A 20,769-nucleotide genomic window follows, 5' to 3' on the forward strand; every position below is an offset into this window, starting at 1 on the left:
GTATTCGGGTCTGTATAGTTGTATGAGTCGCCGCGGCGAGGAGGAAAAAACGAAGAACTTCTTCGGTGTTTCTCCTAGTCGGAAGCGGTTTTGACAGGTTTTCAATTGTATAGTGTTTCGGTTTCTTGCTTGAAGGAATTCTTGGTTGCCTGATGGTGATTGTGGAGGATTTTAGGAAAGAAACTTTGTGGTGTGAATCACGGAAATCGGATTTGCATGGCGAATGAAACGCTGGTATAGTTGATTGGGTTGCCGCGGGAACGCGGTAACAATAAAAAGAGAATGACCGTTCAGCGGTGAGGCTCCTTCGGTTGGAGGGGTTGAGGTGTTGAATCGGTGTGTTGCTTGAGAACTCAATAGTGTGCTTTGTTCAATAAAATCACCGAATTGGTGATGGAAACTGAAACTAATACCAAATATTTATTTATTTGATAATCATTGAATGGTTTCAAAAAAGTCAGCTTGAGTCACGCACCCCCGTGTGTGATTCGCTGTTTGAGATCAGGTTATCAAGCTTTTCTATTTTTTCAACGGAGAGTTTGATTCTGGCTCAGGACGAACGCTGGCGGCGTGCTTAACACATGCAAGTCGAACGATGAAGCCTAGCTTGCTAGGTGGATTAGTGGCGAACGGGTGAGTAATACGTGAGTAACCTACCTTTAACTCTGGGATAAGCCTGGGAAACTGGGTCTAATACCGGATACGACCAATCTCCGCATGGGGTGTTGGTGGAAAGCGTTATGTAGTGGTTATAGATGGGCTCACGGCCTATCAGCTTGTTGGTGAGGTAACGGCTCACCAAGGCGACGACGGGTAGCCGGCCTGAGAGGGTGACCGGCCACACTGGGACTGAGACACGGCCCAGACTCCTACGGGAGGCAGCAGTGGGGAATATTGCACAATGGGCGCAAGCCTGATGCAGCGACGCCGCGTGAGGGATGACGGCCTTCGGGTTGTAAACCTCTGTTAGCAGGGAAGAAGAGAAATTGACGGTACCTGCAGAGAAAGCGCCGGCTAACTACGTGCCAGCAGCCGCGGTAATACGTAGGGCGCGAGCGTTGTCCGGAATTATTGGGCGTAAAGAGCTTGTAGGCGGTTTGTCGCGTCTGCTGTGAAAGGCCGGGGCTTAACCCCGTGTATTGCAGTGGGTACGGGCAGACTAGAGTGCAGTAGGGGAGACTGGAACTCCTGGTGTAGCGGTGGAATGCGCAGATATCAGGAAGAACACCGATGGCGAAGGCAGGTCTCTGGGCTGTAACTGACGCTGAGAAGCGAAAGCATGGGGAGCGAACAGGATTAGATACCCTGGTAGTCCATGCCGTAAACGTTGGGCACTAGGTGTGGGGGACATTCCACGTTTTCCGCGCCGTAGCTAACGCATTAAGTGCCCCGCCTGGGGAGTACGGCCGCAAGGCTAAAACTCAAAGAAATTGACGGGGGCCCGCACAAGCGGCGGAGCATGCGGATTAATTCGATGCAACGCGAAGAACCTTACCAAGGCTTGACATATACTGGACCGCATCAGAGATGGTGTTTCCCTTCGGGGCTGGTATACAGGTGGTGCATGGTTGTCGTCAGCTCGTGTCGTGAGATGTTGGGTTAAGTCCCGCAACGAGCGCAACCCTCGTTCTATGTTGCCAGCACGTTATGGTGGGGACTCATAGGAGACTGCCGGGGTCAACTCGGAGGAAGGTGGGGATGACGTCAAATCATCATGCCCCTTATGTCTTGGGCTTCACGCATGCTACAATGGCCGGTACAGAGGGTTGCGATACTGTGAGGTGGAGCTAATCCCTAAAAGCCGGTCTCAGTTCGGATTGGGGTCTGCAACTCGACCCCATGAAGTCGGAGTCGCTAGTAATCGCAGATCAGCAACGCTGCGGTGAATACGTTCCCGGGCCTTGTACACACCGCCCGTCAAGTCACGAAAGTTGGTAACACCCAAAGCCGGTGGCCTAACCTTTTTGGAGGGAGCCGTCTAAGGTGGGATTGGCGATTGGGACTAAGTCGTAACAAGGTAGCCGTACCGGAAGGTGCGGCTGGATCACCTCCTTTCTAAGGAGCACATTTAGTTGGCCATGCTACCCGCGAGTGTCGGGTGGGTGGTTTTGCTCATGGGTGGAATGTTGGTTTTGGGTTGAGTGAAGCGCATTGTTGGGTTTTGGGGTAACACGTTGGTGTTGTTCCTGTTTTTGCCTGGCATGGTGATGATGCGAATGTTGTGTTTGTGTTGTTGTTGTGTTGTGGGTTGTTGTTTGAGAACTATATAGTGGACGCGAGCATCTTCTGGAATTTGCGTTGAATCAATGCTTTGGTGTTGGTTTGATTGTTGATTTTAGATTCTTATTTTTCTTGATTGTGTGTAAGTTATTAAGGGCACACGGTGGATGCCTTGGCATTAAGAGCCGATGAAGGACGTGTGAATCTGCGATAAGCCTCGGGGAGCCGATAACTGGGCGTTGATCCGAGGATTTCCGAATGGGGAAACCTGGCTCATCTTCATGGTGAGTTACCGCCAGCTGAATGTATAGGCTGGTTGGGGGGAACGCGGGGAAGTGAAACATCTCAGTACCCGCAGGAAGAGAAAATAAAGTAATGATTCTGTGAGTAGTGGCGAGCGAAAGCGGAAGAGACTAAACCTGTGGTGTGTGATAGCGGTTAGGCGTTGCATCATGGGGGTTGTGGGAGTCACAGTGGCAGTTCTAACTGGCTGCCGGCATGATGTTCAGGATGGTAGGTGAACGACTTGGAATGGTCGGCCGTAGAGGGTGAGAGTCCCGTAATCGAAATTGTTCTGTCCGTGGTGTGGCCACCCGAGTAGCACGGGGCTCGTGGAATCTCGTGTGAATCTGCCAGGACCACCTGGTAAGTCTAAATACTTCTTAGTGACCGATAGTGAATCAGTACCGTGAGGGAATGGTGAAAAGTACCCCGGGAGGGGAGTGAAATAGTACCTGAAACCGTGTGCTTACAAGCCGTTGGAGCCTTTTGGGGTGACAGCGTGCCTTTTGAAGAATGAGCCTGCGAGTTAGTGTTATGTCGCGAGGTTAACCCGTGTGGGGTATCCGTAGCGAAAGCGAGTCTGAATAGGGCGTTTGAGTGGCATGACCTAGACCCGAAGCGGAGTGATCTATCCATGGCCAGGTTGAAGCGACGGTAAGACGTCGTGGAGGACCGAACCCACTTCAGTTGAAAATGGAGGGGATGAGCTGTGGATAGGGGTGAAAGGCCAATCAAACTCTGTGATAGCTGGTTCTCCCCGAAATGCATTTAGGTGCAGCGTTACGTGTTTCTTGCCGGAGGTAGAGCTACTGGATGGCCGATGGGCCTTCACGGGTTACTGACGTCAGCTAAACTCCGAATGCCGGTAAGTGAGAGCGTAGCAGTGAGACAGTGGGGGATAAGCTTCATTGTCGAGAGGGAAACAGCCCAGACCACCAACTAAGGCCCCTAAGCGTGTGCTAAGTGGGAAAGGATGTGGAGTTGCTTAGACAACCAGGAGGTTGGCTTAGAAGCAGCCACCCTTGAAAGAGTGCGTAACAGCTCACTGGTCAAGTGATTCTGCGCCGATAATGTAGCGGGGCTCAAGTACACCGCCGAAGTTGTGGCAATGATCTTTTTGGATTGTTGGGTAGGGGAGCGTCGTGTAGCCAGTGAAGCTGCGGTGTAAACCAGTGGTGGAGGCTATGCGAGTGAGAATGCAGGCATGAGTAGCGAAAGATGAGTGAGAAACTCATCCGCCGGATGATCAAGGGTTCCAGGGTCAAGTTAATCTGCCCTGGGTTAGTCGGGGCCTAAGGCGAGGCCGACAGGCGTAGTCGATGGATAACGGGTTGATATTCCCGTACCGGTGAAGAACCGCCCATACTGATATTGTGATGCTAACCATGCGAAGCATGATGTGCAGGCTTTTGTTTGTGTGTTGTGTGGGTTGTGGGACCCGATCTTTGGAGGTAAACGTGTTAACAGGTGTGACGCAGGAAGGTAGCCAAGCCACGCGATGGTTGTCGTGGTCTAAGCGTGTAGGGTTGTCGGTTGTTAAATGCGCCGGCTGTGTGCCTGAGACGTGATGGGACCCTGTTTTTGGGGGATTTGGTGATCCTATGCTGCCGAGAAAAGCATCGGCGTGAGGTTTTAGCCGCCCGTACCCTAAACCGACACAGGTGATCAGGTAGAGAATACTAAGGCGATCGAGAGAATCATGGTTAAGGAACTCGGCAAAATGCCCCCGTAACTTCGGGAGAAGGGGGACCTTGAGCGTGATGGGCACTTGCTGTCTGGAGCGTGTATGGGTCGCAGAGACCAGGGGGAAGCGACTGTTTATCAAAAACACAGGTCCGTGCGAAGTCGTAAGACGATGTATACGGACTGACTCCTGCCCGGTGCTGGAAGGTTAAGAGGATTGGTTAGCCTTTTTTGGGCGAAGCTGAGAATTTAAGCCCCAGTAAACGGCGGTGGTAACTATAACCATCCTAAGGTAGCGAAATTCCTTGTCGGGTAAGTTCCGACCTGCACGAATGGAGTAACGACTTCCCTACTGTCTCAACCATGAACTCGGCGAAATTGCAGTACGAGTAAAGATGCTCGTTTCGCGCAGCAGGACGGAAAGACCCCGTGACCTTTACTATAGTTTGGTATTGGTGTTTGGTTTGGCTTGTGTAGGATAGGTGGGAGACTGTGAAGCATGGACGCTAGTTTGTGTGGAGTCGTTGTTGAAATACCACTCTGGTCAATCTGGATGTCTAACTTCGGGCCATGATCTGGTTCAGGGACAGTGCCTGATGGGTAGTTTAACTGGGGCGGTTGCCTCCTAAAGTGTAACGGAGGCGCCCAAAGGTTCCCTCAGCCTGGTTGGCAATCAGGTGTTGAGTGTAAGTGCACAAGGGAGCTTGACTGTGAGACTGGCAGGTCGAGCAGGGACGAAAGTCGGGACTAGTGATCCGGCGGTACGTTGTGGAACGGCCGTCGCTCAACGGATAAAAGGTACCTCGGGGATAACAGGCTGATCTTGCCCAAGAGTCCATATCGACGGCATGGTTTGGCACCTCGATGTCGGCTCGTCGCATCCTGGGGCTGGAGTCGGTCCCAAGGGTTGGGCTGTTCGCCCATTAAAGCGGTACGCGAGCTGGGTTCAGAACGTCGTGAGACAGTTCGGTCCCTATCCGCTGCGCGCGTTGGAAATTTGAGAAAGGCTGTCCTTAGTACGAGAGGACCGGGACGGACGAACCTCTGGTATGTCAGTTGTACCGCCAGGTGCATGGCTGATTGGCTACGTTCGGGAGGGATAACCGCTGAAAGCATCTAAGCGGGAAGCCTGTTTCGAGATGAGATTTCCTGGCACTTTGGTGTGTGAGGCTCCTTATAGATGATGAGGTTGATAGGCCGGGTATGGAAGCGGGGACTGAAGACTCGTGGAGTTGACTGGTACTAATAGGCTGAAGGCTTATTTTTTCGAGAAATTGTTGTTTGCGTTCACTGTATGGTTTTTGGATAACAATCCAATAGGCAATAAAAAGAGCCCGCTTGCGCGGGCTCTTTTGCTTTAACAGCTAAAGCTGGGAGGGGGGCAGACCCAGGTGGGTCTGCCCCCCTTTTTTTGTGCCCTCGTACCCCTTCGAAGGGAGGGGGGGCAAGGAGGAAGAAAGAATATCTCCTCCTGAGAGGTGACCAGTGGGATAGAGTAGAACCATGCACTACCCCATGTTTTCCCACGCACCAGAGCCTACCGATCAGCAGCAACCGGTCAGCGAAGAACGCACTGTAGCCCTCTATGTAGAAAGCACTCTGGAGCCCCACGAAGTATGGGCAGCACTCACTGAATACATTCACCTCTGGTGGCCCAGGCAGCTCCTACAGAGCGAGGAAAGCCATATAGACCTCTCCGCTGAGCTATTGCTCGAAGAGACCGAGAACGGTGATGTTATTCCTATAGCCCGTGTTATCCAATGCGTAAACGAAGACGTACTTACCATTGCCCCCTACCCGGGAACACTCCTAGGGCGCCTCATGGGAGTAGAGGAAGACGCAGAAGAGAGCCTGAGCTTCATCCTGGATGCCCTGGCACCGGAGACTGCAGAAGGACCGCTATCCCTGCTCGAGATGAGCAGCGGTACCTACAAAGGACTAGAGGATGAGGAGTTAGGCATCTACGCGGGACACGAAGAAGTAGCTGCGCTACTCATGGGTGCGTATGCCCGTTTCATTGGAGCTGAACTCCAGAAGGAAAAACTATAAGGTATTCTCGACCCTGTAGAGTGGTATGTCATGAGCACACAGGAGCAGAACACCCCGCGGAAAAAGGGTGCACGACCCACCTGGGCACGACTGCGCACCAAAGCCGCAGAGGGACGATCTCTGCAATACAGCAGAGCCGATATGCTGAGGTAAAGCAATATCTGGTTCCGCAAGCAGGGCGTGCCCCTCATCATTCCTGCACGTCAGCGTGCTCTCGACGCGTTCCCGCGCTCCATTCCCTGGATTCTGCGGGTGAGCATCATGCACGTCTGCTATATCTTCCTGCGCGATATCCTCATCTTCATCCTTGACGGAACTAACGGTTCCCTCCCGGAGTACGTTAGGGCCATTGCAACCGATACTGCCCTGAGCGAGGACGTCGTTCCCCTACTCGTGCTTGGTGGCATCTTCCTCGTGATGCCGATTATCTCTGGTGCGTTTATTGCCCTGGTACATCTGCTGATGGTGCGCTCCCCGAAGTGGGTACAAATTACCGCAGGTGCTTTTACCGTACTCGTTGCAGGGGCTCAGCTTCCCGCGTACCTGGGCTGTTCTGGGGCTCATGGGGATACTCGCCGTGTTTCGTGGTCGTCACGGCCTCTCTAGAGCGCACAGCGCGCCTTCTGGGTCGCAACAGAGGTGACGACGTCGCAAGCTTTAGCGAGAAAACGACTACGAGCGCGCCATAGCCCTCGAAGGCGGAATCTGGAACACCGCCCAGGACTGGGTCGAAGAAAAGAAAATCCACGAACACCGACCCCTCAAAATCGCACCTTGGGGCAACCTCATCATCATCCCCATGATCGGGTAGATTATACAGGCAAGCTTCTTCATGCTGCTCGTCTTCGGGTTCTTCATGGGCTTTTCGTCCATCGCCATTAGTGACACCATCATTGAATCGTGGATGGCCGTCAAACCCAAACACCTCAAAATCCTCGGCGTAGACACCAATATCAACGCCGTGGTCATCAAGGTGTCCATGATCGTTGCCGTGTTCTCCGGGCTCAGCTTCGTCGCAACCACCAGTAGCGACGAAAAATATGTCCGAAGCTTCCTCAAACCCATGATTGAGCAAATCAAGCACATCCTGATTATTCGCGATATCTACCTGGGGCTTGCTCACCATGCCTAAAAGCGAAGTACTCGTACCCCTTAGCGAGGAGGAGACTGCGGAAAAAGAGCCTGACAAGGGATAAAAGGTATGGTGCTAGTGGGCGGACAGGTCCATGGTGAGCAGGTTGAATACCAGATACACCATGAGTAGGGCCACCGCCGCGTCAAGTACACGCCAGGCCTCCGGGCGGGCGAAGAGCGGACGTAAAATTCGTGAGCCGTAGCCAATCATGAGGAACCACAGCACGCTACCGCAACAGCAGCCCAGGTAATACCACCAGCGGCCGGGATCGCCCTGCGTATTAGCCAGAGAACCGAGGAAAATCGTTGTGTCCAACCATGCCAGCGGGTTGAGGTAGGTGACCGCCGCCGTGGTTAGCAGGGCCGCCTTCAACGACTGCGCATCCTCGGTGCCCTCCTCAACGACAACCGCATGCGGGGTGAAAACACGCTTCGCCGACTCGTAGCCGAACCACGCCAGAAAAGCTGCGCCGACGTAGCGGAGAACCTCCATAACCCACGGGGCGGCGTCAAGTAGCGCACCAAGACCCACAACACCCAAGCCAATCATGAGCGCATCCGAGAGCACGCAGAAGATAATAATCGGGGTAATATGCCGACCCGTAATGCCCTGACGCAACACAAACGTGCCCTGGGCGCCAATGGCGGCCACCAAAGAGATAGTGGTGGTGGCACCCAGAAACAGCAGGGACAGGGATGTGGACATCGTGAAACTTTCTATGTCGATCAAACGGGGTATGAACCCGCGTACGCAGTGGCGGGTAGCGGCTCTCTTACTACCAGCTTGCCAGGCAAAAGCTCGCGACGCAGGGATAAAGCCTGCGTTAGCAGGAGTATGAAGCGCCAGAGACGAGAATACGGGAAAAAGGACCCTAAATCTATCTAAATATTTTCACACTGCGTAAGATATTCTTATGACACGTTTCAGTACCGACCAGCTCACCACCTTCGCCACCGTCATCGAATATGGCACCTTCGACGCGGCGGCAGATGTTCTACGGGTGAGCCCCTCCGCCATCTCCCAGCGCATCAAAGCCATGGAGCAGATCGCCGGAAAGGTTCTGCTGCGCCGAAGCAATCCCGTGACCCCCACGGATGCCGGACAGAGCGTGCTGCGCATCGCCCGCCAGAGTGAATTCCTGCAGCAAGAAATGGAACGCGAACTCATGGGTGCCGGCGGCTTCCAAAGCGTGTCTGTGGCGGTCAATGCCGATTCGCTTGCCACCTGGTTCATCGACGCCGTCGGAACCCTCAGCCGCGAAGACAGCATCTTCTGCGACCTGCGACGAGAAGGCGAATTCCACTCCTCCGCCATGCTCCGCTCCGGAGAAGTCATGGCAGTCATCACCTCCAAACCCGAAAAAATCCCCGGCTGCTCCGTTGAAACCCTCGGTGTGGCACGGTACTGGTGCGTCGCCACCCCCGACTACGTGCGGCGCTACCTGCTCGGCTGGCCCAAGCGCGTAAGCCGCGAGGAGCTCAACCATGCCCCCGTCGTCGAATACGACCGCAAAGACTTCGTGCAGGACGTAGCACGAGTCCTCATCGAACAAGAAGTAGGTCTGGAGGCTGAAGAAACCTTCACCCAAAGTCCCACCATCTACATTCCCTCCTCCCCGGACTACGCGCGTGCTGTCAGCGCCGGTATCGCATGGGGTCTTATCCCCGAAGCGCAATGCGCCGAAGAACTCGCAAGCGGGCACCTCATCAAGCTCGCCGCAACCCCCGTAGAATTCCCTCTCTACTGGCAACGGTGGAACATTAACTCACCCGTCATGGAGACCGTAACCCGCCGCGTTCACGAAGCGGCACGAGGCGACCTTATCTACTAGAAGGGGCGGTTCCGTGGGCTTTGTGGAACATCACCAGGTGGCCCTCTACCTTGGCTCCATGGCTGTGGGAGTTGCCTGCGCGGGGCTGGGCGGATGGAGTCAGGTCTCCGAGCAGCTCGTGCCCTACGCGCTCGGTGCGCTACTCTGGACCAACTTCGCTCTCATGCCCCTAAGCGGCATGAGCGCCGGTCAGCACAAAAGGCTCACCCATACTGTGGTGCTGGTTGCTGCTTTGGGGACTCCAGTTCTGGTTGCGCTGCTCGTTCCCCTCTTTATTCCCGAGGGCGGTCCCGTTGCTCTAGCTGCAGCGATTGTTCTGCTGGCTCCATGCGTGGATTACGTTGTGGTCTTTACGTGTATCGCCGGAGGGGAATATCGAGGTTTGCTGGCGGCAACACCCTACCTACTTAGCGCCCAGATCCTTTCTATTCCTATATGGACTAGTGTATATATTTATATGAGAATATTAAATATGGGGTAGTGGGAGAAATATTCCCCCTCCCCGTCGAAAGCTAACTCAGCCTTGCACCGTTCATCGTGCCCCTAGCAGCCGCTTACCTGGCGCAACGCTGGTCAGCCCGCTCACCGCAGCGTCAGCAAACCTCATGAGCGCCACCGTACTCACCCAAACCCTCACCGAACTGCTCATCATGGTCGCCATGACCGCGACCTTTCGGGCTGCCTTTCAGAACAGAAAAACAGGGGCAGAGAGTCACTAGCCCCCGGTTCTTCGAGAACGACAGAGGCGGCCGCCCAGTAATGGGACGGCCGCCTCCTCAATACGCTCTAGCGCCAGCGGGTCATCATCAGCATACTCACCATCATGGCGCCCACGCCGATGCTGACGTTCCACATACCCAAGTCAGGAATCGGGAATAGGCCCTGCGTAATGTAGAAAACAATAATCCACAGGATGCCCAGGGCCAGCAGCGAAAACATGATGACCCGGTACCACAGCGGAGTCTGCTCCTTCAGCTGCGTACCGCTCTCCATCTCATGGGCAATCTCGCGCAGACGAATCTCGCTTGCGTCCTCCACCTCAGACTTCTCGGACTTCTGAGACTTCTTCTTGGACGATGCCTTAGCCGAGTTGGACGACATACTTCCTCCGCTTATTGTTGTATGGGTAACCTAAAAATATACGTTTACACCTATCTTTGCAGACTTGCGGGATGATTTCACCTCGCCCGAGCGTTAAACACAGCGTATGACGGCTGAGAAACGCCAATGCCACTAACCCCAAGGAGAGAGCATGAGCCACGGAAAGGCACATAATGCCGCGCGCCGACCCCGCACCGTGCTGCAATGGATTATCCAGATTACCGGCGAGCTCCTTATCACCGCGGGCGTTATTCTGCTTCTCTTCGTTGCCTGGCAGCTGTGGTGGACCAATATCGACGCCGACCGTACCCAGTCCCAGGCCGTCAGCACCCTCGTGCAGGAGTTTGACGCGCATCCGGCCGAAGCCCCGCCCAGCTGGGACCCTAACACCCCTCCCGCCGGGTTGAGCGAACCCGAACACGGTGAGGTCTTCGGAGTCGTCTACATCCCCAAATTTGGCGCGGATTATCATCGTCCCGCCACCCAGGGCACCAGCGCCGACGTGCTCGACTCCCTCGGTCTCGGACACTACGACGGGACCGCCATGCCCGGCCAGGTCGGCAACTTCTCCCTCGCTGGCCACCGCCAAACCCGCGGTAAGGTCCTCAACGACATCGACCTGCTCACCGAAGGCGACCACATCTACGTGCGCACCAAAGACGGCTACTACACCTACACCGTCTACAGCCACGAAATCGTGCAGCCTGACCAGGTTGAAGTCATCGAACCTGTGCCCGGCCAACCCGGTGTGGCCCCCACCGAGCGTCTCATGACCCTCACCACCTGCCACCCACGCTACGGCGATACCGAACGATACATCGTGCACGCCCGATTCGAATCGTGGCGTCCCGCCTCCGCCGGCGCCCCCGCAGAAATCGCCGCTTCGGTGGCCGGATCTTAAGGAAAGGAAAAGAACATGTACGGATGGATTTTCCGACACCTGCCCGGGCCCCTGTGGCTGCGCATCATTATTGCCATCGTGCTGGTGCTCGTAGCCGTCTACCTGCTCATGGAGTACGTCTTCCCGCACTTCGCCGAGTACGGCCCCTTCAACCAGAACGTCACCATCAACCATTAGCACTAGGACAACACCATGACCCGCATCCTTGTCATCGACAACTACGATAGCTTCGTCTTCACCCTTGTGGGATACCTGCAGCAGCTCGGCGCCGAGACCACGGTCATCCGCAACGATGAATACGACCTGGACCACGTGCTGAAGCTCGCGGAAGACCACGACGGCGTGCTCATCTCTCCAGGCCCCGGAGCGCCCTCTGAAGCCGGCGTCATCATTGACACCATCCGCTGGGCGGCTGAGGCAAATAAGCCCCTGCTGGGCGTCTGCCTGGGCCACCAGGCCATTGCCGAGGCTTTTGGCGGCACCGTTACCCACGCCCCCGAACTAATGCACGGCAAGACCTCGAAGATGGTGCACGAGAACGTTTCCGTCTTCAAGGACGTGCCCTGCCCCTTCACCGCGACCCGCTACCACTCGCTTGCGGTCGTACCCGAGAGCATGCCGGACGTCCTGGAAACCACCTCCACGACCGACAACGGCATCATCATGGGCCTGCGCCACCGCGAAGCCCCCATGCACGGCGTACAGTTCCACCCCGAATCGGTCCTGACCGAAGGCGGCTACCTGATGCTCGGCAACTGGCTTGAAGAAACCGGCCTGCAGGGTGCCGCAGAACGCGCTAAGAGCCTCTCGCCCCTCATGGCCTAATCCCTTATAGCCTTTAGAGTCCTCAGTGGCTTATATCGCCTCCAGAAGCTCCGTAGTAGGCGCACTACAGGGAAGCTGGAGGCGATACTCTATCTGAGCCCATAGTCGCGAGCAAGCCCGGGCACACGGGCAGGCACACGAAAGGGGCGGCGCCCCACACCCAACGGTGTAGAGCGCCGCCCCTTTTTTTCGCGGCTAACCTCTAAAACCCCTTAGCGGGAGTTAGCGTTATTTGCATTGGCGTTCGCGTTATTACCCTGAATCGTACGGGTACCCGCAGTAGCGGACGCAGCCGGTGCCGGAGTAGCCGAAGCGGTAGAATGCTGCTGGTTCTGGTTACCGGTGGTAGCGTTCTGGTTACCGGTCGAGGCGGCAGGCTGAGTAGCCTGCTGAGTGGCCTGACGCTGCTGGTTACCGGTGGTAGCGTTCTGGTTACCGGTCGACGCTGCCGGCTGAGTAGCCGCAGCAGTCGGGGCAGTCGTCTGAGTCGGGGTAGCAGCCACGCGAATCGTCACGGTGCTGTTCTGCGGCACCAGGGTACCGGCCGCAGAACTCTGCGAAAGCACGGTACCGGCGGGACGCTCGGTCGTCTGAACCGTCTCAATGTTGGTGTTCAGCAGAACATCCTGAGCGGTCAGAGCGGCAATCGCCTGATCCTTGGTCAGACCCACCAGCGAGGGGACCTTCACCTTACCCGAGGACAGGACAATGTTCACGGTGCTACCGGCCTCAACCGTCTGAACACCCTTATCGTCCGTCGAACCCTTCTCGGGGGACAGCTCAACCACCATACCGGCAGGCACCGAAGCGCTCTCCACGGTGGAGACACGGCCGTCCACCAGACCCAGGTCCTTCAGCGCGTTACGCACGTACGCCTCGCTCTGGCCCTGCAGGTTATCGGGCAGCTTAATCTTCTCCGGGCCGCTTGAGACGGTCACGGTCACGGTCGAGCCCTTATTAACCATAGAACCGACACCCGGCTCGACGCTGATCACGTCGCCCTTCTTGATGTTGTCGGAGTAGCCCTGACGGTACTCCACCACGAAGCCTCGGTTACGCAGCTGGTTATCGGCATCATCGCGGGAAACGTTCACCACGGCCGGAACCTGAACCTGCGGAACCTCGTTCAGCTTGTTCTGGTAATACAGCACCGAGCCGACGCTAAATGCCAGTAGCGCGGCGATGAGAATACCAACCAGGAAGCGCGTCCACGCACGCTTACGGGGCGAACCCTCATCGTATTCGACGTACTCCTCATCCTCGTACGGTTCCTCTTCATCCTCGTAGTCGAAGAATCCGTTGAGACCGCCGTCCTCCACCGAAGCCTCGGTAATCGAGGTGGTGTACGGGGCGTAATCCTCGCCCAGAGACGCGGTGGTTGCCGACGGCACGAACGCGGTCGTCATGGCGGCGTCCTGAGCCACGGTTTCCTCGCCGGGACGAATCACGGAGACCAGTGCCTGCTCGAACTCGGCAGCGCTCTGATAGCGGTCGTCCGGGTTCTTAGCCAGACCCTTCAGAATGACCGCATCCAGACCTGCCGGAACCTCGAGCGGGGTGAACTTGCTCGGGGGCTCAGGGGTGTCGGAGAGGTGCTTAGCAGCCAAATCCACATTCGACTCGGCATCGAAGGGGGAACGGCCGGCAATCATCTCGTAAATCACGCAGGCGGCCGAGTACAGGTCGCTACGGGCGTCGACCTCCTTGCCGCTGACCTGCTCGGGGGACATGTAGCGTGCGCTACCCATCACCACGTTCGCCTTGGTCAGCGCCTCGCCGGCCTCCTCAATCGCGCGAGAAATGCCGAAGTCCATGACCTTAATCTGGCCCGGCTGACCCTTCGCGATATCCTCGCTGGTGCGGTCCAGCACCATGATGTTCGCCGGCTTAATATCGCGGTGAATGATGCCCATCGAGTGGCTGTACTGGAGCGCGCCCAGCAACTGCTCGGCGTAGCCCAGCGCATCGCTCACCGGCAGGTGACCGCCACGCGACAGGATGGTGCGCAGGGTGTGACCCTCCACGTACTCCATCACGATATAGGGGATGAGCGTAGACTCGCCCGCGGCCTCATCCACGCCGTAGCTCTGGGAAGGATCGAATGAACCGGTGTCATACACCGCAACAATCGCAGGATTATTCAGAGACGCGACGGCCTCCGCCTCCCGCTTGAAACGGGCACGGAAGGTCTCATCCTGGGCCTGCTCCGGACGCAGAATCTTAAGAGCCACCTTGCGGCCGAGGCGGGTGTCCTCGGCAGCGTAAACGGTCGCCATCGCACCGGTACCGATTACCTCGAGTACCTTGTAACGGTTATCAACCGTGTCGGGAACCGACAGGTCCATAAGTTCTCCTGGATCAATAAGACAAAAACTAAATCAAAACGTAGGGGCTAACGCGCCGTGGCGGAAGCCGACGCAGACGGTGCAGCGGAAGCGCTGGCACTCGATCCCCTACCCGAATTGGAAGAGGCCACATACATGTCTACATTACTACCAACCGTCACCTTAGTGCCAGATGAAGGTGTAGTACGAAGAACCGTGCCGGGGGCCGCGGTATCCGAATTCTCGTAGTGAAGAGAAACATTCACGCCGAGCGCTGCGACGGCCTTCGAAGCCTCGTCCACGTTCTTACCCTCAAGGTTCGACGGGAGAGTCACCGACTTCGGACCGGTCGAATAGCGCACCGTGACGCTATTGCCCTGCTCCAAAGTACCCGTCGGAGAAACCGAAATCACCGTGTTCTCCGGTTGAGTGGACTCCACACCCTCCGTCTTGGGGGAAAGGCCGAGGTTCTTCAACTCGTTCACCGCATCCTGCAGCTCACGACCCTCGTAGTTCACCGCGTTCACGGTCACCTTCTTCTTGGAAGAGGTCGTGGCAGCGGCCTCGCTCGTCTCCACCGTCGACACCTTACCGGTGTTTGTCGGTTCCGAAGAGGCCGAAGCGCTCGCCGAAGTCTCCGGGGACGTGCCGCCTCCACCATTATTGGTGAAGAACACGGTCCAGATGCCGCCCAGAATCAGCAGGATTGCCAGCAGCATCGCAATCCACATCCACACGTTCGGGCCACGCTTCGTCGAGGAACGGGGCGCCGCGGCAGAACGCTCCGCACTCGTGCGCACCGTCTGGGCGCTCGTGCGGGGGATAGGCGCCGTGGTCGGTTCCGGCGAGAAACGCCCGCCCGAACCAAAACGCGGTGCGGCGGAGGCGCTAATCGGCTCAGCCGCAACGTTCATGGCGTCCATGGCCACGGTTGCATCGTCGGCATTCTCCTCGGCCAGGAACTGGGCCAGGGAGGGCACAGCCTTCACCGCTGCCTTCAGGTCGCGGCGGCGAATCGCATCCACCGCGGAGGCCAGGGCGGTTGCATCCTTGGGACGCTGCGCCGGGTCCTTCGCCAGCAGACACATAATCAGCGCGCGTGCCGCAGCCGGAATGCTCTCCGGAAGCGGTGGCGGCGGATCGTTCACCTGAGCCAGCGCAATCGCAATCTGCGACTCACCGGTGAACGGGCGTCGTCCCACCAGGCACTCGTAACCGATGATGCCCAGAGAATACATATCAGAAGAAGCGGTCGCAGCCTGGCCGGTAGCCTGCTCGGGAGCCAGGTACTGGGCGGTACCCATCACCTGACCGGTCGCAGTCAACGGCACCTGGTTTGCCAAGCGCGCGATACCGAAATCGGTCACCTTCACGCGGTCGTCCGGGGTGATAATCAGGTTACCGGGCTTCACATCGCGGTGCACCAGGCCCTGCGAGTGAGCGGCAGCCAGCGCACGAGCGGTCTGCGCGATAAAGTTCAGGACGCGGTCCGGCGGCAGGGTACCCTCGCGCTCGATGATACTCGACAGGGGGCTACCCGGCACAAGCTCCATCACCAGGTACGCGGAGTTATCCTCCTCGCCGTAGTCGAACACGTTCGCCACGCCGGGGTGGTTCAGCAGCGCCGTATTGCGAGCCTCCGCGCGGAAACGCTCCAGGAAGCCGGGGTCGCCGGTGTACTCTTCCTTCAGAATCTTGACCGCAACGATGCGACCAAGCACCTTATCGCGAGCCTTCCACACCTCACCCATACCGCCAATTGCGATACGCTCGGTCAGGGTGTAGCGCCCGCCCAGGGTAATATCAGCCGCAGGCCTCACTTGTTCAACACCGCCTCAAAAAGTTGCTTACTTGTACCGGTTGCCAATTGTGCGCCGGTCGCCACGTCAATATCTTCGTACACCACCGCGATGGCAATCTGAGGGTCATCGGCCGGAGCGAAACCGGTGAACCAAGAATTATTCAAACCCGCCGTCGTCTCTGCGGTACCGGTCTTACCCGCCACCTTCACGCCCGCGACACCGGCATTACGTGCAATACCATTATCAACCGAATTCACCATCCACTGCTTCACCTGGTTGGCCACCTCGGGGGAGGTGGAGGTGCGGAGCTTCTCAGCCGAGAACTCCTGCAGGGTGCTCAGGTTGCTGGTCTTCACCGAACGAATCAGGTTCGGCTTCATCTGCACACCGCCGTTCGCAATCGCCGCGGAGGTCATCGCCACCTGCAGGGGCGTGGTCTTCACGTTGTACTGACCGACGGCCGACTGAGCCAGCTGGCTCTGCGTCATATTCGAAGGGAACGAAGACTTCGACACGGTCAGCGGAATCTTCAAATCCTGACCGTACCCGAAGTTCTCGGCGGTCTTAGCGATACGCTCCTGACCCAGGTCCATCGCAATCTGCGCGAACGGGGCGTTACAGGACTGCGCCAACGCCCACTCAATCGTTGCCTGAGTTCGGGTGGAACACTGGCCGCCCGTGTAGTTCGGCAGGGTGATGTTCGTGCCCGGCAGAGGCAACTGCGCGGGGTTCGCGATAACCGACTCGGCGTTGTACTTACCCGACTCGAGGGCCGCGACCGCGTCAATAATCTTGAAGGTCGAACCCGGCGAGTACGTATTACCGGCAATCGCTCGGTTGAAGAGGGGCTGATCCTCATCTGCCGTTAGCGCCTGGTAGTTCGCAATCACGGAAGAACCCGAGTGGGAGGACAGCAGGTTCGGATCGTAGGAGGGGGATGAGGCCATCGCCAGAATCTCGCCGGTTTTCGGGTTCAGCGCCACGACGGCACCCTTACGGCCCTGCAGAGCGTTGTAGGCGATGTCCTGAAGCTTCGAGTTGATGGTCAGCTCCACGCTGGCACCCTGAGCGGAGGAACCGCTGAAGAGCTGCGCCACGCGATCGTAGAACTGGCTATCGCTCGTGCCGGCGAGCTCCTTATCCATGGCGGCTTCCAGGCCGGTCGCACCGTAGATGGTGGAGAAGTAGCCGGTCAGAGCCGCGTACTTGAGCGGGTGGTTGTACACGCGCTGGTAGTTGTACTCATCATCGGACTTCACCGAGGAAGCAATCTCCGTGCCGTCCACCACGATGGAACCACGCGCCGAACCGTAGTTGTCGTACAGTGCTCGGCTATTCCACGGGTTAGCCATCAGGGTCTTCGAATCGAAGAACTGAATATAGCTGAGGGTACCCATCAGCAGGACAAACACGCACGCGGCTGACATCCACATGCGGCGAATCGCCCTATCCATTCTTCTCACCTCCAGAATCCTTTGCCGTGATACGGGCCAGGACGCTCGTCGCGCCCTCGGGCTCGTAGCTGGTATCCATATGGTCGATACCCTGCGATGCATCGTAACCGGCCACCAGGTGCGGAGCACGGGCACTATGCGAAATCGACAGCCACAGCGCCACAATAATCCAGTTGGCCACCAGCGACGAACCGCCCGCCGACATAAACGGAGTCGTCAGACCCGTCAGCGGAATCAGACGGGTCACGCCGCCAATCACCACGAACAGCTGCAGCACCATGACCGTGGACAGTCCCGCCGCCAGCAACTTACCGAAGCCGTCGCGGGTGCCCAGAGCCGCGCGGTAGCCGCGCGAAACCAGCAACATGAACATCATCAGGATGGCGCCCAGACCAATCAGGCCCAGCTCCTCACCCAGCGAAGAGATGATCATGTCGGAGTTTGCGTAGGGAACCAGGTTCGCTCGGCCCTGACCCCAGCCGCGACCAAACAGGCCGCCGTACGCCAGGCCGAATACGCCCTGTAGAATCTGGCCCGAACCACCCGGCGAAGCCTGGTAAATATCCGGGTCAAAGGCGTGAACCCACGCGTAGATGCGGGCGTGCACGTGCGAAACGTAGTTGTACGCGAAGTACCCACCCACAGCGATACCGATACCGGCCACAACCAGCCACGACAGGCGGCCCGTCGCCAGGTACAGCATCGCCATGAACAGGCCGAAGAACATGATGGCCGAACCCAGGTCCTTCTGGAATACCAGAACACCCAGGCTCACGAGCCAGGCCAGGAACACCGGTGCAAGGTCGCGCAGTCGCGGCAGGTTTACCGGACCGATGCGGCGGCCCGCCACCAGAATCAGGTCGCGGTGCGTTGCCAGGTAACCGGCGAAGAAAATCGCCAGCGTAATCTTCGCGACCTCGCCGGGCTGGAAGGTGCGGTTGCCGATGTGAATCCAGATGCGCGCACCGTTCAACTCCATGCCCAGGCCGGGAATCAGCGGCATGATGAGCAGAATCATCGACAGCACCAGGGAGGTGTACGTGACCTTGCGCAGCACGCGGTGGTCGCGCAACACGAACACGATGACCGCGCACAGCACCATGGACACGCCCGTCCACATGAGCTGGCCGTCGCCCACCGGCGCGGCAATCTGCGGGTCCAGACGGTAAATCATCGTCAAACCGATACCGTTCAGAGCCACCACCAGCGGCAGGATGAACGGGTCGGCGTAGCGGGCACGGAACTGCAGGACCAGGTGGATCAGGAGCGAACCGGCGCCCAGCACGATGGTGCAGGGAAGCCACTGGCTCTTCGAAGTGTCCAGGGCGTGCTCCGGGTCGATCAGGTACATGCCGAAAGAGCTAATACCCACGGCCACGACCAGCAATAGTAGCTCCGTGAAGCGGCGCGCGCGTGGCGCATCGGAATCGCGTCGGAACGACAGCTTAGCCATGGTTCTCACCGCCCTCCGTGCTCGGGGATTCGGTCGGGGTTTCAGCCCCTGATTCCGCGGGCTCGGGAGCCAACGATGCGGTCGCCGTCGGATCGGGGGTCGGCGAAGCGGAGGCGGACGCCGCCTGTTCCGCCTTGATGCGGTTCTGCTCGGCCTGGGTCTTCAGGCGCGACACAATCTGGTGCGCCTCGTTCAGGTCCTTCGCGGTAATCGAATTACGTAGCAGGGTGCGGGTGTGGTCGGAGAGCTGCGAGGTCGAAATATCGGTATTCTCCACCACGTGCGAGAGGCGAATCGGGCCCAGCGCATGCGGAATACCGTTGTACACCGCCACCGTGCCGTCGCTCTCGCCCACGTAGTAGCTACGCTCCACGTAGCGCAGGCCGGTCCACGCCGCCAGGGTCAGCAGAGCCGCCACTAGCAGGAAGATGAAGAGACGCACCGACCAGGAACGGCGGGAGGTGCGTTCGGCCGGCTCCTCCGCGATGAGCTCCTCCAGCTCGGCGGGCAGGGGCGCTTCATCCACCGTTAGCGGCATGCGCTGAGCCACCGTGGCGCGGTGCTCCAGGGTACGGGAGGTCACCGCCGGAATCATGCCGGTCTCGGTCGCCACCGCGGCGGCACCGACCAGCTGATGCGGACGCGAACCCAGCTCGCCGCGCAGAATCGCGGCGTTGGTGAGGGCCGCATCCACGGCGTTGTCGTAGGTTCCGATGTGGTGGCGCACCGCATCGGAACCGCTGTGCAGCAGGGTTCCGGCAAAGTCGCGGGCACGGCGGAAACGACGCACGTTGTGGTGAGCGGACTCTTGCTCCAGCGCGGCGAGGGTTGCCTCCGCGGCCTCGGCGGTTGCGGCAATCTCGGGGAGCTTCTGCGTATTCACGCTGACTTCCTGCTCCGCCACAATCGAGTCGGGCAGCGCGGAATCGGGTAGCGCGGAGGGACCCACCGGCTCGTCCACCGGCAGCTCCTCGCGGTCGATGACCTGCAGGGCCACGACGGTCACGTTATCGGGCGCGCCGCGCTCCAGGGTCATGGAGATGAGCGTGTCGGCAACCTCCGCGAGGTCGTCGTGCGAACGCATCACCTGCTCAATTTCGGGTACGGAAACCACGGCGTCCAGGCCGTCCGAGGACAGCACCCAGCGCTCGCCCACGACGGCGTCCAGGGTCTTGAGCTCCAGCTCGGGGGAGGCGTCAACGTCACCGAGCACGCGCATAATCACGTTCTTATGCGGGTGGTGCTCGGCCTCCTCCGGGGTAATGCGGCCCTCGTTCAGCAGGCGCTGCACGAAGGTGTGGTCGGTCGAAATCTGCTCGAACTCACCGTCGGCACCCGGGCGCAGGCGGTATGCACGCGAGTCACCGATGTGGGCAAACTCTATGCAATCGCCGTCAATCAGCAGCGCGGTGCAGGTGGTGCCCATACCGGCAAGCTGCGGGTCGTTTGCGGCCAGCTCGTTAATAATCAGGTTGGCGCTCTGAATCTCGTCGGCCAGGTAAACGCCGCCGGTGCCGTTCTCAAAGTCGGGGTGGTCCAGCGGGGTTAGGTTTAGCACCGTGGTCGCGGAGGCGACATCGCCGCCCACGTGGCCGCCCATGCCATCGGCGACGACCGCAAGGTAGCGGCCGCCGTAACCGGAATCGTCGTTCTTGGAACGTTTGAGGCCCGTATCGGAGCGCGCCTCAAGACGGAAAGCAATCTTCATC

Annotated in this window: 15 protein-coding genes and 2 rRNA genes; 10 read left to right on the plus strand and 7 right to left on the minus strand. The window is 58.2% G+C overall.

All coding sequences use genetic code 11. From position 1 onward, the window contains the following. Positions 1 to 527: 527 nt before the first annotated feature. From ADJ95_RS06435 to ADJ95_RS09525, 5 genes are all read left to right on the plus strand, one after another. Positions 528 to 2,055, plus strand: a 16S ribosomal RNA gene (locus tag ADJ95_RS06435). Between the two features lie 305 nt (positions 2,056 to 2,360). Next, positions 2,361 to 5,451 (plus strand): 23S ribosomal RNA (locus ADJ95_RS06440). The 16S and 23S rRNA genes sit together here, the layout of an rRNA operon. A gap of 237 nt (positions 5,452 to 5,688) precedes the next feature. Next, the gene (locus tag ADJ95_RS06445) at positions 5,689 to 6,234 is read left to right on the plus strand and encodes a hypothetical protein (RefSeq protein WP_049333721.1); all 546 of its coding nucleotides are present in this window, start codon (positions 5,689 to 5,691) and stop codon (positions 6,232 to 6,234) included. A 180-nt stretch (positions 6,235 to 6,414) separates the two neighbouring features. After that, the gene (locus ADJ95_RS09520) at positions 6,415 to 6,840 is read left to right on the plus strand and encodes a hypothetical protein (RefSeq protein ID WP_239662808.1); all 426 of its coding nucleotides are present in this window, start codon (positions 6,415 to 6,417) and stop codon (positions 6,838 to 6,840) included. A 250-nt stretch (positions 6,841 to 7,090) separates the two neighbouring features. After that, complete coding sequence (locus ADJ95_RS09525; protein ID WP_239662809.1) at positions 7,091 to 7,366, plus strand: hypothetical protein; 276 nt, start codon at positions 7,091 to 7,093, stop codon at positions 7,364 to 7,366. 75 nt (positions 7,367 to 7,441) lie between these two features. On the opposite strand, the gene ADJ95_RS06455 is transcribed toward ADJ95_RS09525, so the two are convergent. Next, positions 7,442 to 8,074, minus strand: a complete 633-nt coding sequence (locus ADJ95_RS06455) for a LysE/ArgO family amino acid transporter (RefSeq protein WP_049333723.1) — start codon at positions 8,072 to 8,074, stop codon at positions 7,442 to 7,444. 208 nt (positions 8,075 to 8,282) lie between these two features. On the opposite strand from ADJ95_RS06455, the gene ADJ95_RS06460 reads away from it, so the two are divergent. Both ADJ95_RS06460 and ADJ95_RS06465 read left to right on the plus strand, forming a co-directional pair. Continuing rightward, a complete protein-coding gene (locus tag ADJ95_RS06460) occupies positions 8,283 to 9,200 on the plus strand; it encodes a LysR family transcriptional regulator ArgP (RefSeq protein ID WP_049333724.1) in 918 nt (305 codons plus the stop codon). 13 nt (positions 9,201 to 9,213) lie between these two features. Beyond that, positions 9,214 to 9,681, plus strand: coding sequence for a hypothetical protein (locus tag ADJ95_RS06465; RefSeq protein ID WP_049333726.1), 468 nt, complete (start codon positions 9,214 to 9,216; stop codon positions 9,679 to 9,681). Between the two features lie 305 nt (positions 9,682 to 9,986). Here the strand turns inward: ADJ95_RS06465 and ADJ95_RS06470 are convergent, their stop codons facing one another. Beyond that, the gene (locus ADJ95_RS06470; RefSeq protein WP_049333728.1) at positions 9,987 to 10,301 is read right to left on the minus strand and encodes a cell division protein CrgA; all 315 of its coding nucleotides are present in this window, start codon (positions 10,299 to 10,301) and stop codon (positions 9,987 to 9,989) included. A gap of 151 nt (positions 10,302 to 10,452) precedes the next feature. Between ADJ95_RS06470 and ADJ95_RS06475 the strand changes: the two genes are divergently transcribed. Genes ADJ95_RS06475 through ADJ95_RS06485 form a run of 3 tightly spaced genes read left to right on the plus strand, consistent with a single transcriptional unit; the run spans position 10,453 to position 12,027 of the window. Continuing rightward, entirely contained in the window at positions 10,453 to 11,202 is a 750-nt protein-coding gene (locus ADJ95_RS06475) for a class E sortase (RefSeq protein WP_049333730.1), read from the plus strand. A 15-nt stretch (positions 11,203 to 11,217) separates the two neighbouring features. Continuing rightward, positions 11,218 to 11,379, plus strand: a complete 162-nt coding sequence (locus ADJ95_RS09400) for a hypothetical protein (protein WP_049333732.1) — start codon at positions 11,218 to 11,220, stop codon at positions 11,377 to 11,379. 15 nt (positions 11,380 to 11,394) lie between these two features. After that, positions 11,395 to 12,027 carry an aminodeoxychorismate/anthranilate synthase component II gene (locus ADJ95_RS06485; RefSeq protein WP_049333735.1) on the plus strand — a complete coding sequence of 211 codons (633 nt, stop codon included), beginning with the start codon at positions 11,395 to 11,397 and terminating at the stop codon, positions 12,025 to 12,027. 212 nt (positions 12,028 to 12,239) lie between these two features. On the opposite strand, the gene pknB is transcribed toward ADJ95_RS06485, so the two are convergent. Genes pknB through ADJ95_RS06510 form a run of 5 tightly spaced genes read right to left on the minus strand, consistent with a single transcriptional unit; the run spans position 12,240 to position 20,768 of the window. Further along, complete coding sequence (gene pknB, locus ADJ95_RS06490) at positions 12,240 to 14,372, minus strand: Stk1 family PASTA domain-containing Ser/Thr kinase (RefSeq protein WP_049333737.1); 2,133 nt, start codon at positions 14,370 to 14,372, stop codon at positions 12,240 to 12,242. A 47-nt stretch (positions 14,373 to 14,419) separates the two neighbouring features. Continuing rightward, a complete protein-coding gene (locus ADJ95_RS06495) occupies positions 14,420 to 16,171 on the minus strand; it encodes a protein kinase domain-containing protein (RefSeq protein WP_049333739.1) in 1,752 nt (583 codons plus the stop codon). After that, positions 16,168 to 17,607 carry a peptidoglycan D,D-transpeptidase FtsI family protein gene (locus ADJ95_RS06500; RefSeq protein ID WP_049333742.1) on the minus strand — a complete coding sequence of 480 codons (1,440 nt, stop codon included), beginning with the start codon at positions 17,605 to 17,607 and terminating at the stop codon, positions 16,168 to 16,170. Before ADJ95_RS06500 ends, ADJ95_RS06495 begins: the two co-directional genes overlap by 4 nt. Continuing rightward, complete coding sequence (locus ADJ95_RS06505) at positions 17,600 to 19,060, minus strand: FtsW/RodA/SpoVE family cell cycle protein (RefSeq protein ID WP_049333744.1); 1,461 nt, start codon at positions 19,058 to 19,060, stop codon at positions 17,600 to 17,602. The genes ADJ95_RS06500 and ADJ95_RS06505 overlap by 8 nt, the downstream gene beginning before the upstream one ends. Further along, positions 19,053 to 20,768, minus strand: coding sequence for a PP2C family protein-serine/threonine phosphatase (locus ADJ95_RS06510; protein WP_049333746.1), 1,716 nt, complete (start codon positions 20,766 to 20,768; stop codon positions 19,053 to 19,055). Before ADJ95_RS06510 ends, ADJ95_RS06505 begins: the two co-directional genes overlap by 8 nt. Between the last annotated feature and the right edge of the window lies 1 nt (position 20,769).

The sequence above is a fragment of the Rothia mucilaginosa genome (assembly GCF_001061665.1).
GTDB lineage: Bacteria > Actinomycetota > Actinomycetes > Actinomycetales > Micrococcaceae > Rothia > Rothia mucilaginosa_A.

Excerpts from the sequence above, each read along its gene's own strand:
- ADJ95_RS06445 (WP_049333721.1), top strand. The coding sequence starts at position 5,689 with ATGCACTACCCCATGTTTTCCCACGCACCAGAGCCTACCGATCAGCAG.
- ADJ95_RS09525 (WP_239662809.1), top strand. The coding sequence starts at position 7,091 with ATGGGCTTTTCGTCCATCGCCATTAGTGACACCATCATTGAATCGTGG.
- ADJ95_RS06455 (WP_049333723.1), bottom strand. The coding sequence starts at position 8,074 with ATGTCCACATCCCTGTCCCTGCTGTTTCTGGGTGCCACCACCACTATC.
- ADJ95_RS06460 (WP_049333724.1), top strand. The coding sequence starts at position 8,283 with ATGACACGTTTCAGTACCGACCAGCTCACCACCTTCGCCACCGTCATC.
- ADJ95_RS06470 (WP_049333728.1), bottom strand. The coding sequence starts at position 10,301 with ATGTCGTCCAACTCGGCTAAGGCATCGTCCAAGAAGAAGTCTCAGAAG.
- ADJ95_RS06475 (WP_049333730.1), top strand. The coding sequence starts at position 10,453 with ATGAGCCACGGAAAGGCACATAATGCCGCGCGCCGACCCCGCACCGTG.
- ADJ95_RS09400 (WP_049333732.1), top strand. The coding sequence starts at position 11,218 with ATGTACGGATGGATTTTCCGACACCTGCCCGGGCCCCTGTGGCTGCGC.
- ADJ95_RS06485 (WP_049333735.1), top strand. The coding sequence starts at position 11,395 with ATGACCCGCATCCTTGTCATCGACAACTACGATAGCTTCGTCTTCACC.
- pknB (WP_049333737.1), bottom strand. The coding sequence starts at position 14,372 with ATGGACCTGTCGGTTCCCGACACGGTTGATAACCGTTACAAGGTACTC.
- ADJ95_RS06500 (WP_049333742.1), bottom strand. The coding sequence starts at position 17,607 with ATGGATAGGGCGATTCGCCGCATGTGGATGTCAGCCGCGTGCGTGTTT.
- ADJ95_RS06505 (WP_049333744.1), bottom strand. The coding sequence starts at position 19,060 with ATGGCTAAGCTGTCGTTCCGACGCGATTCCGATGCGCCACGCGCGCGC.
- ADJ95_RS06510 (WP_049333746.1), bottom strand. The coding sequence starts at position 20,768 with ATGAAGATTGCTTTCCGTCTTGAGGCGCGCTCCGATACGGGCCTCAAA.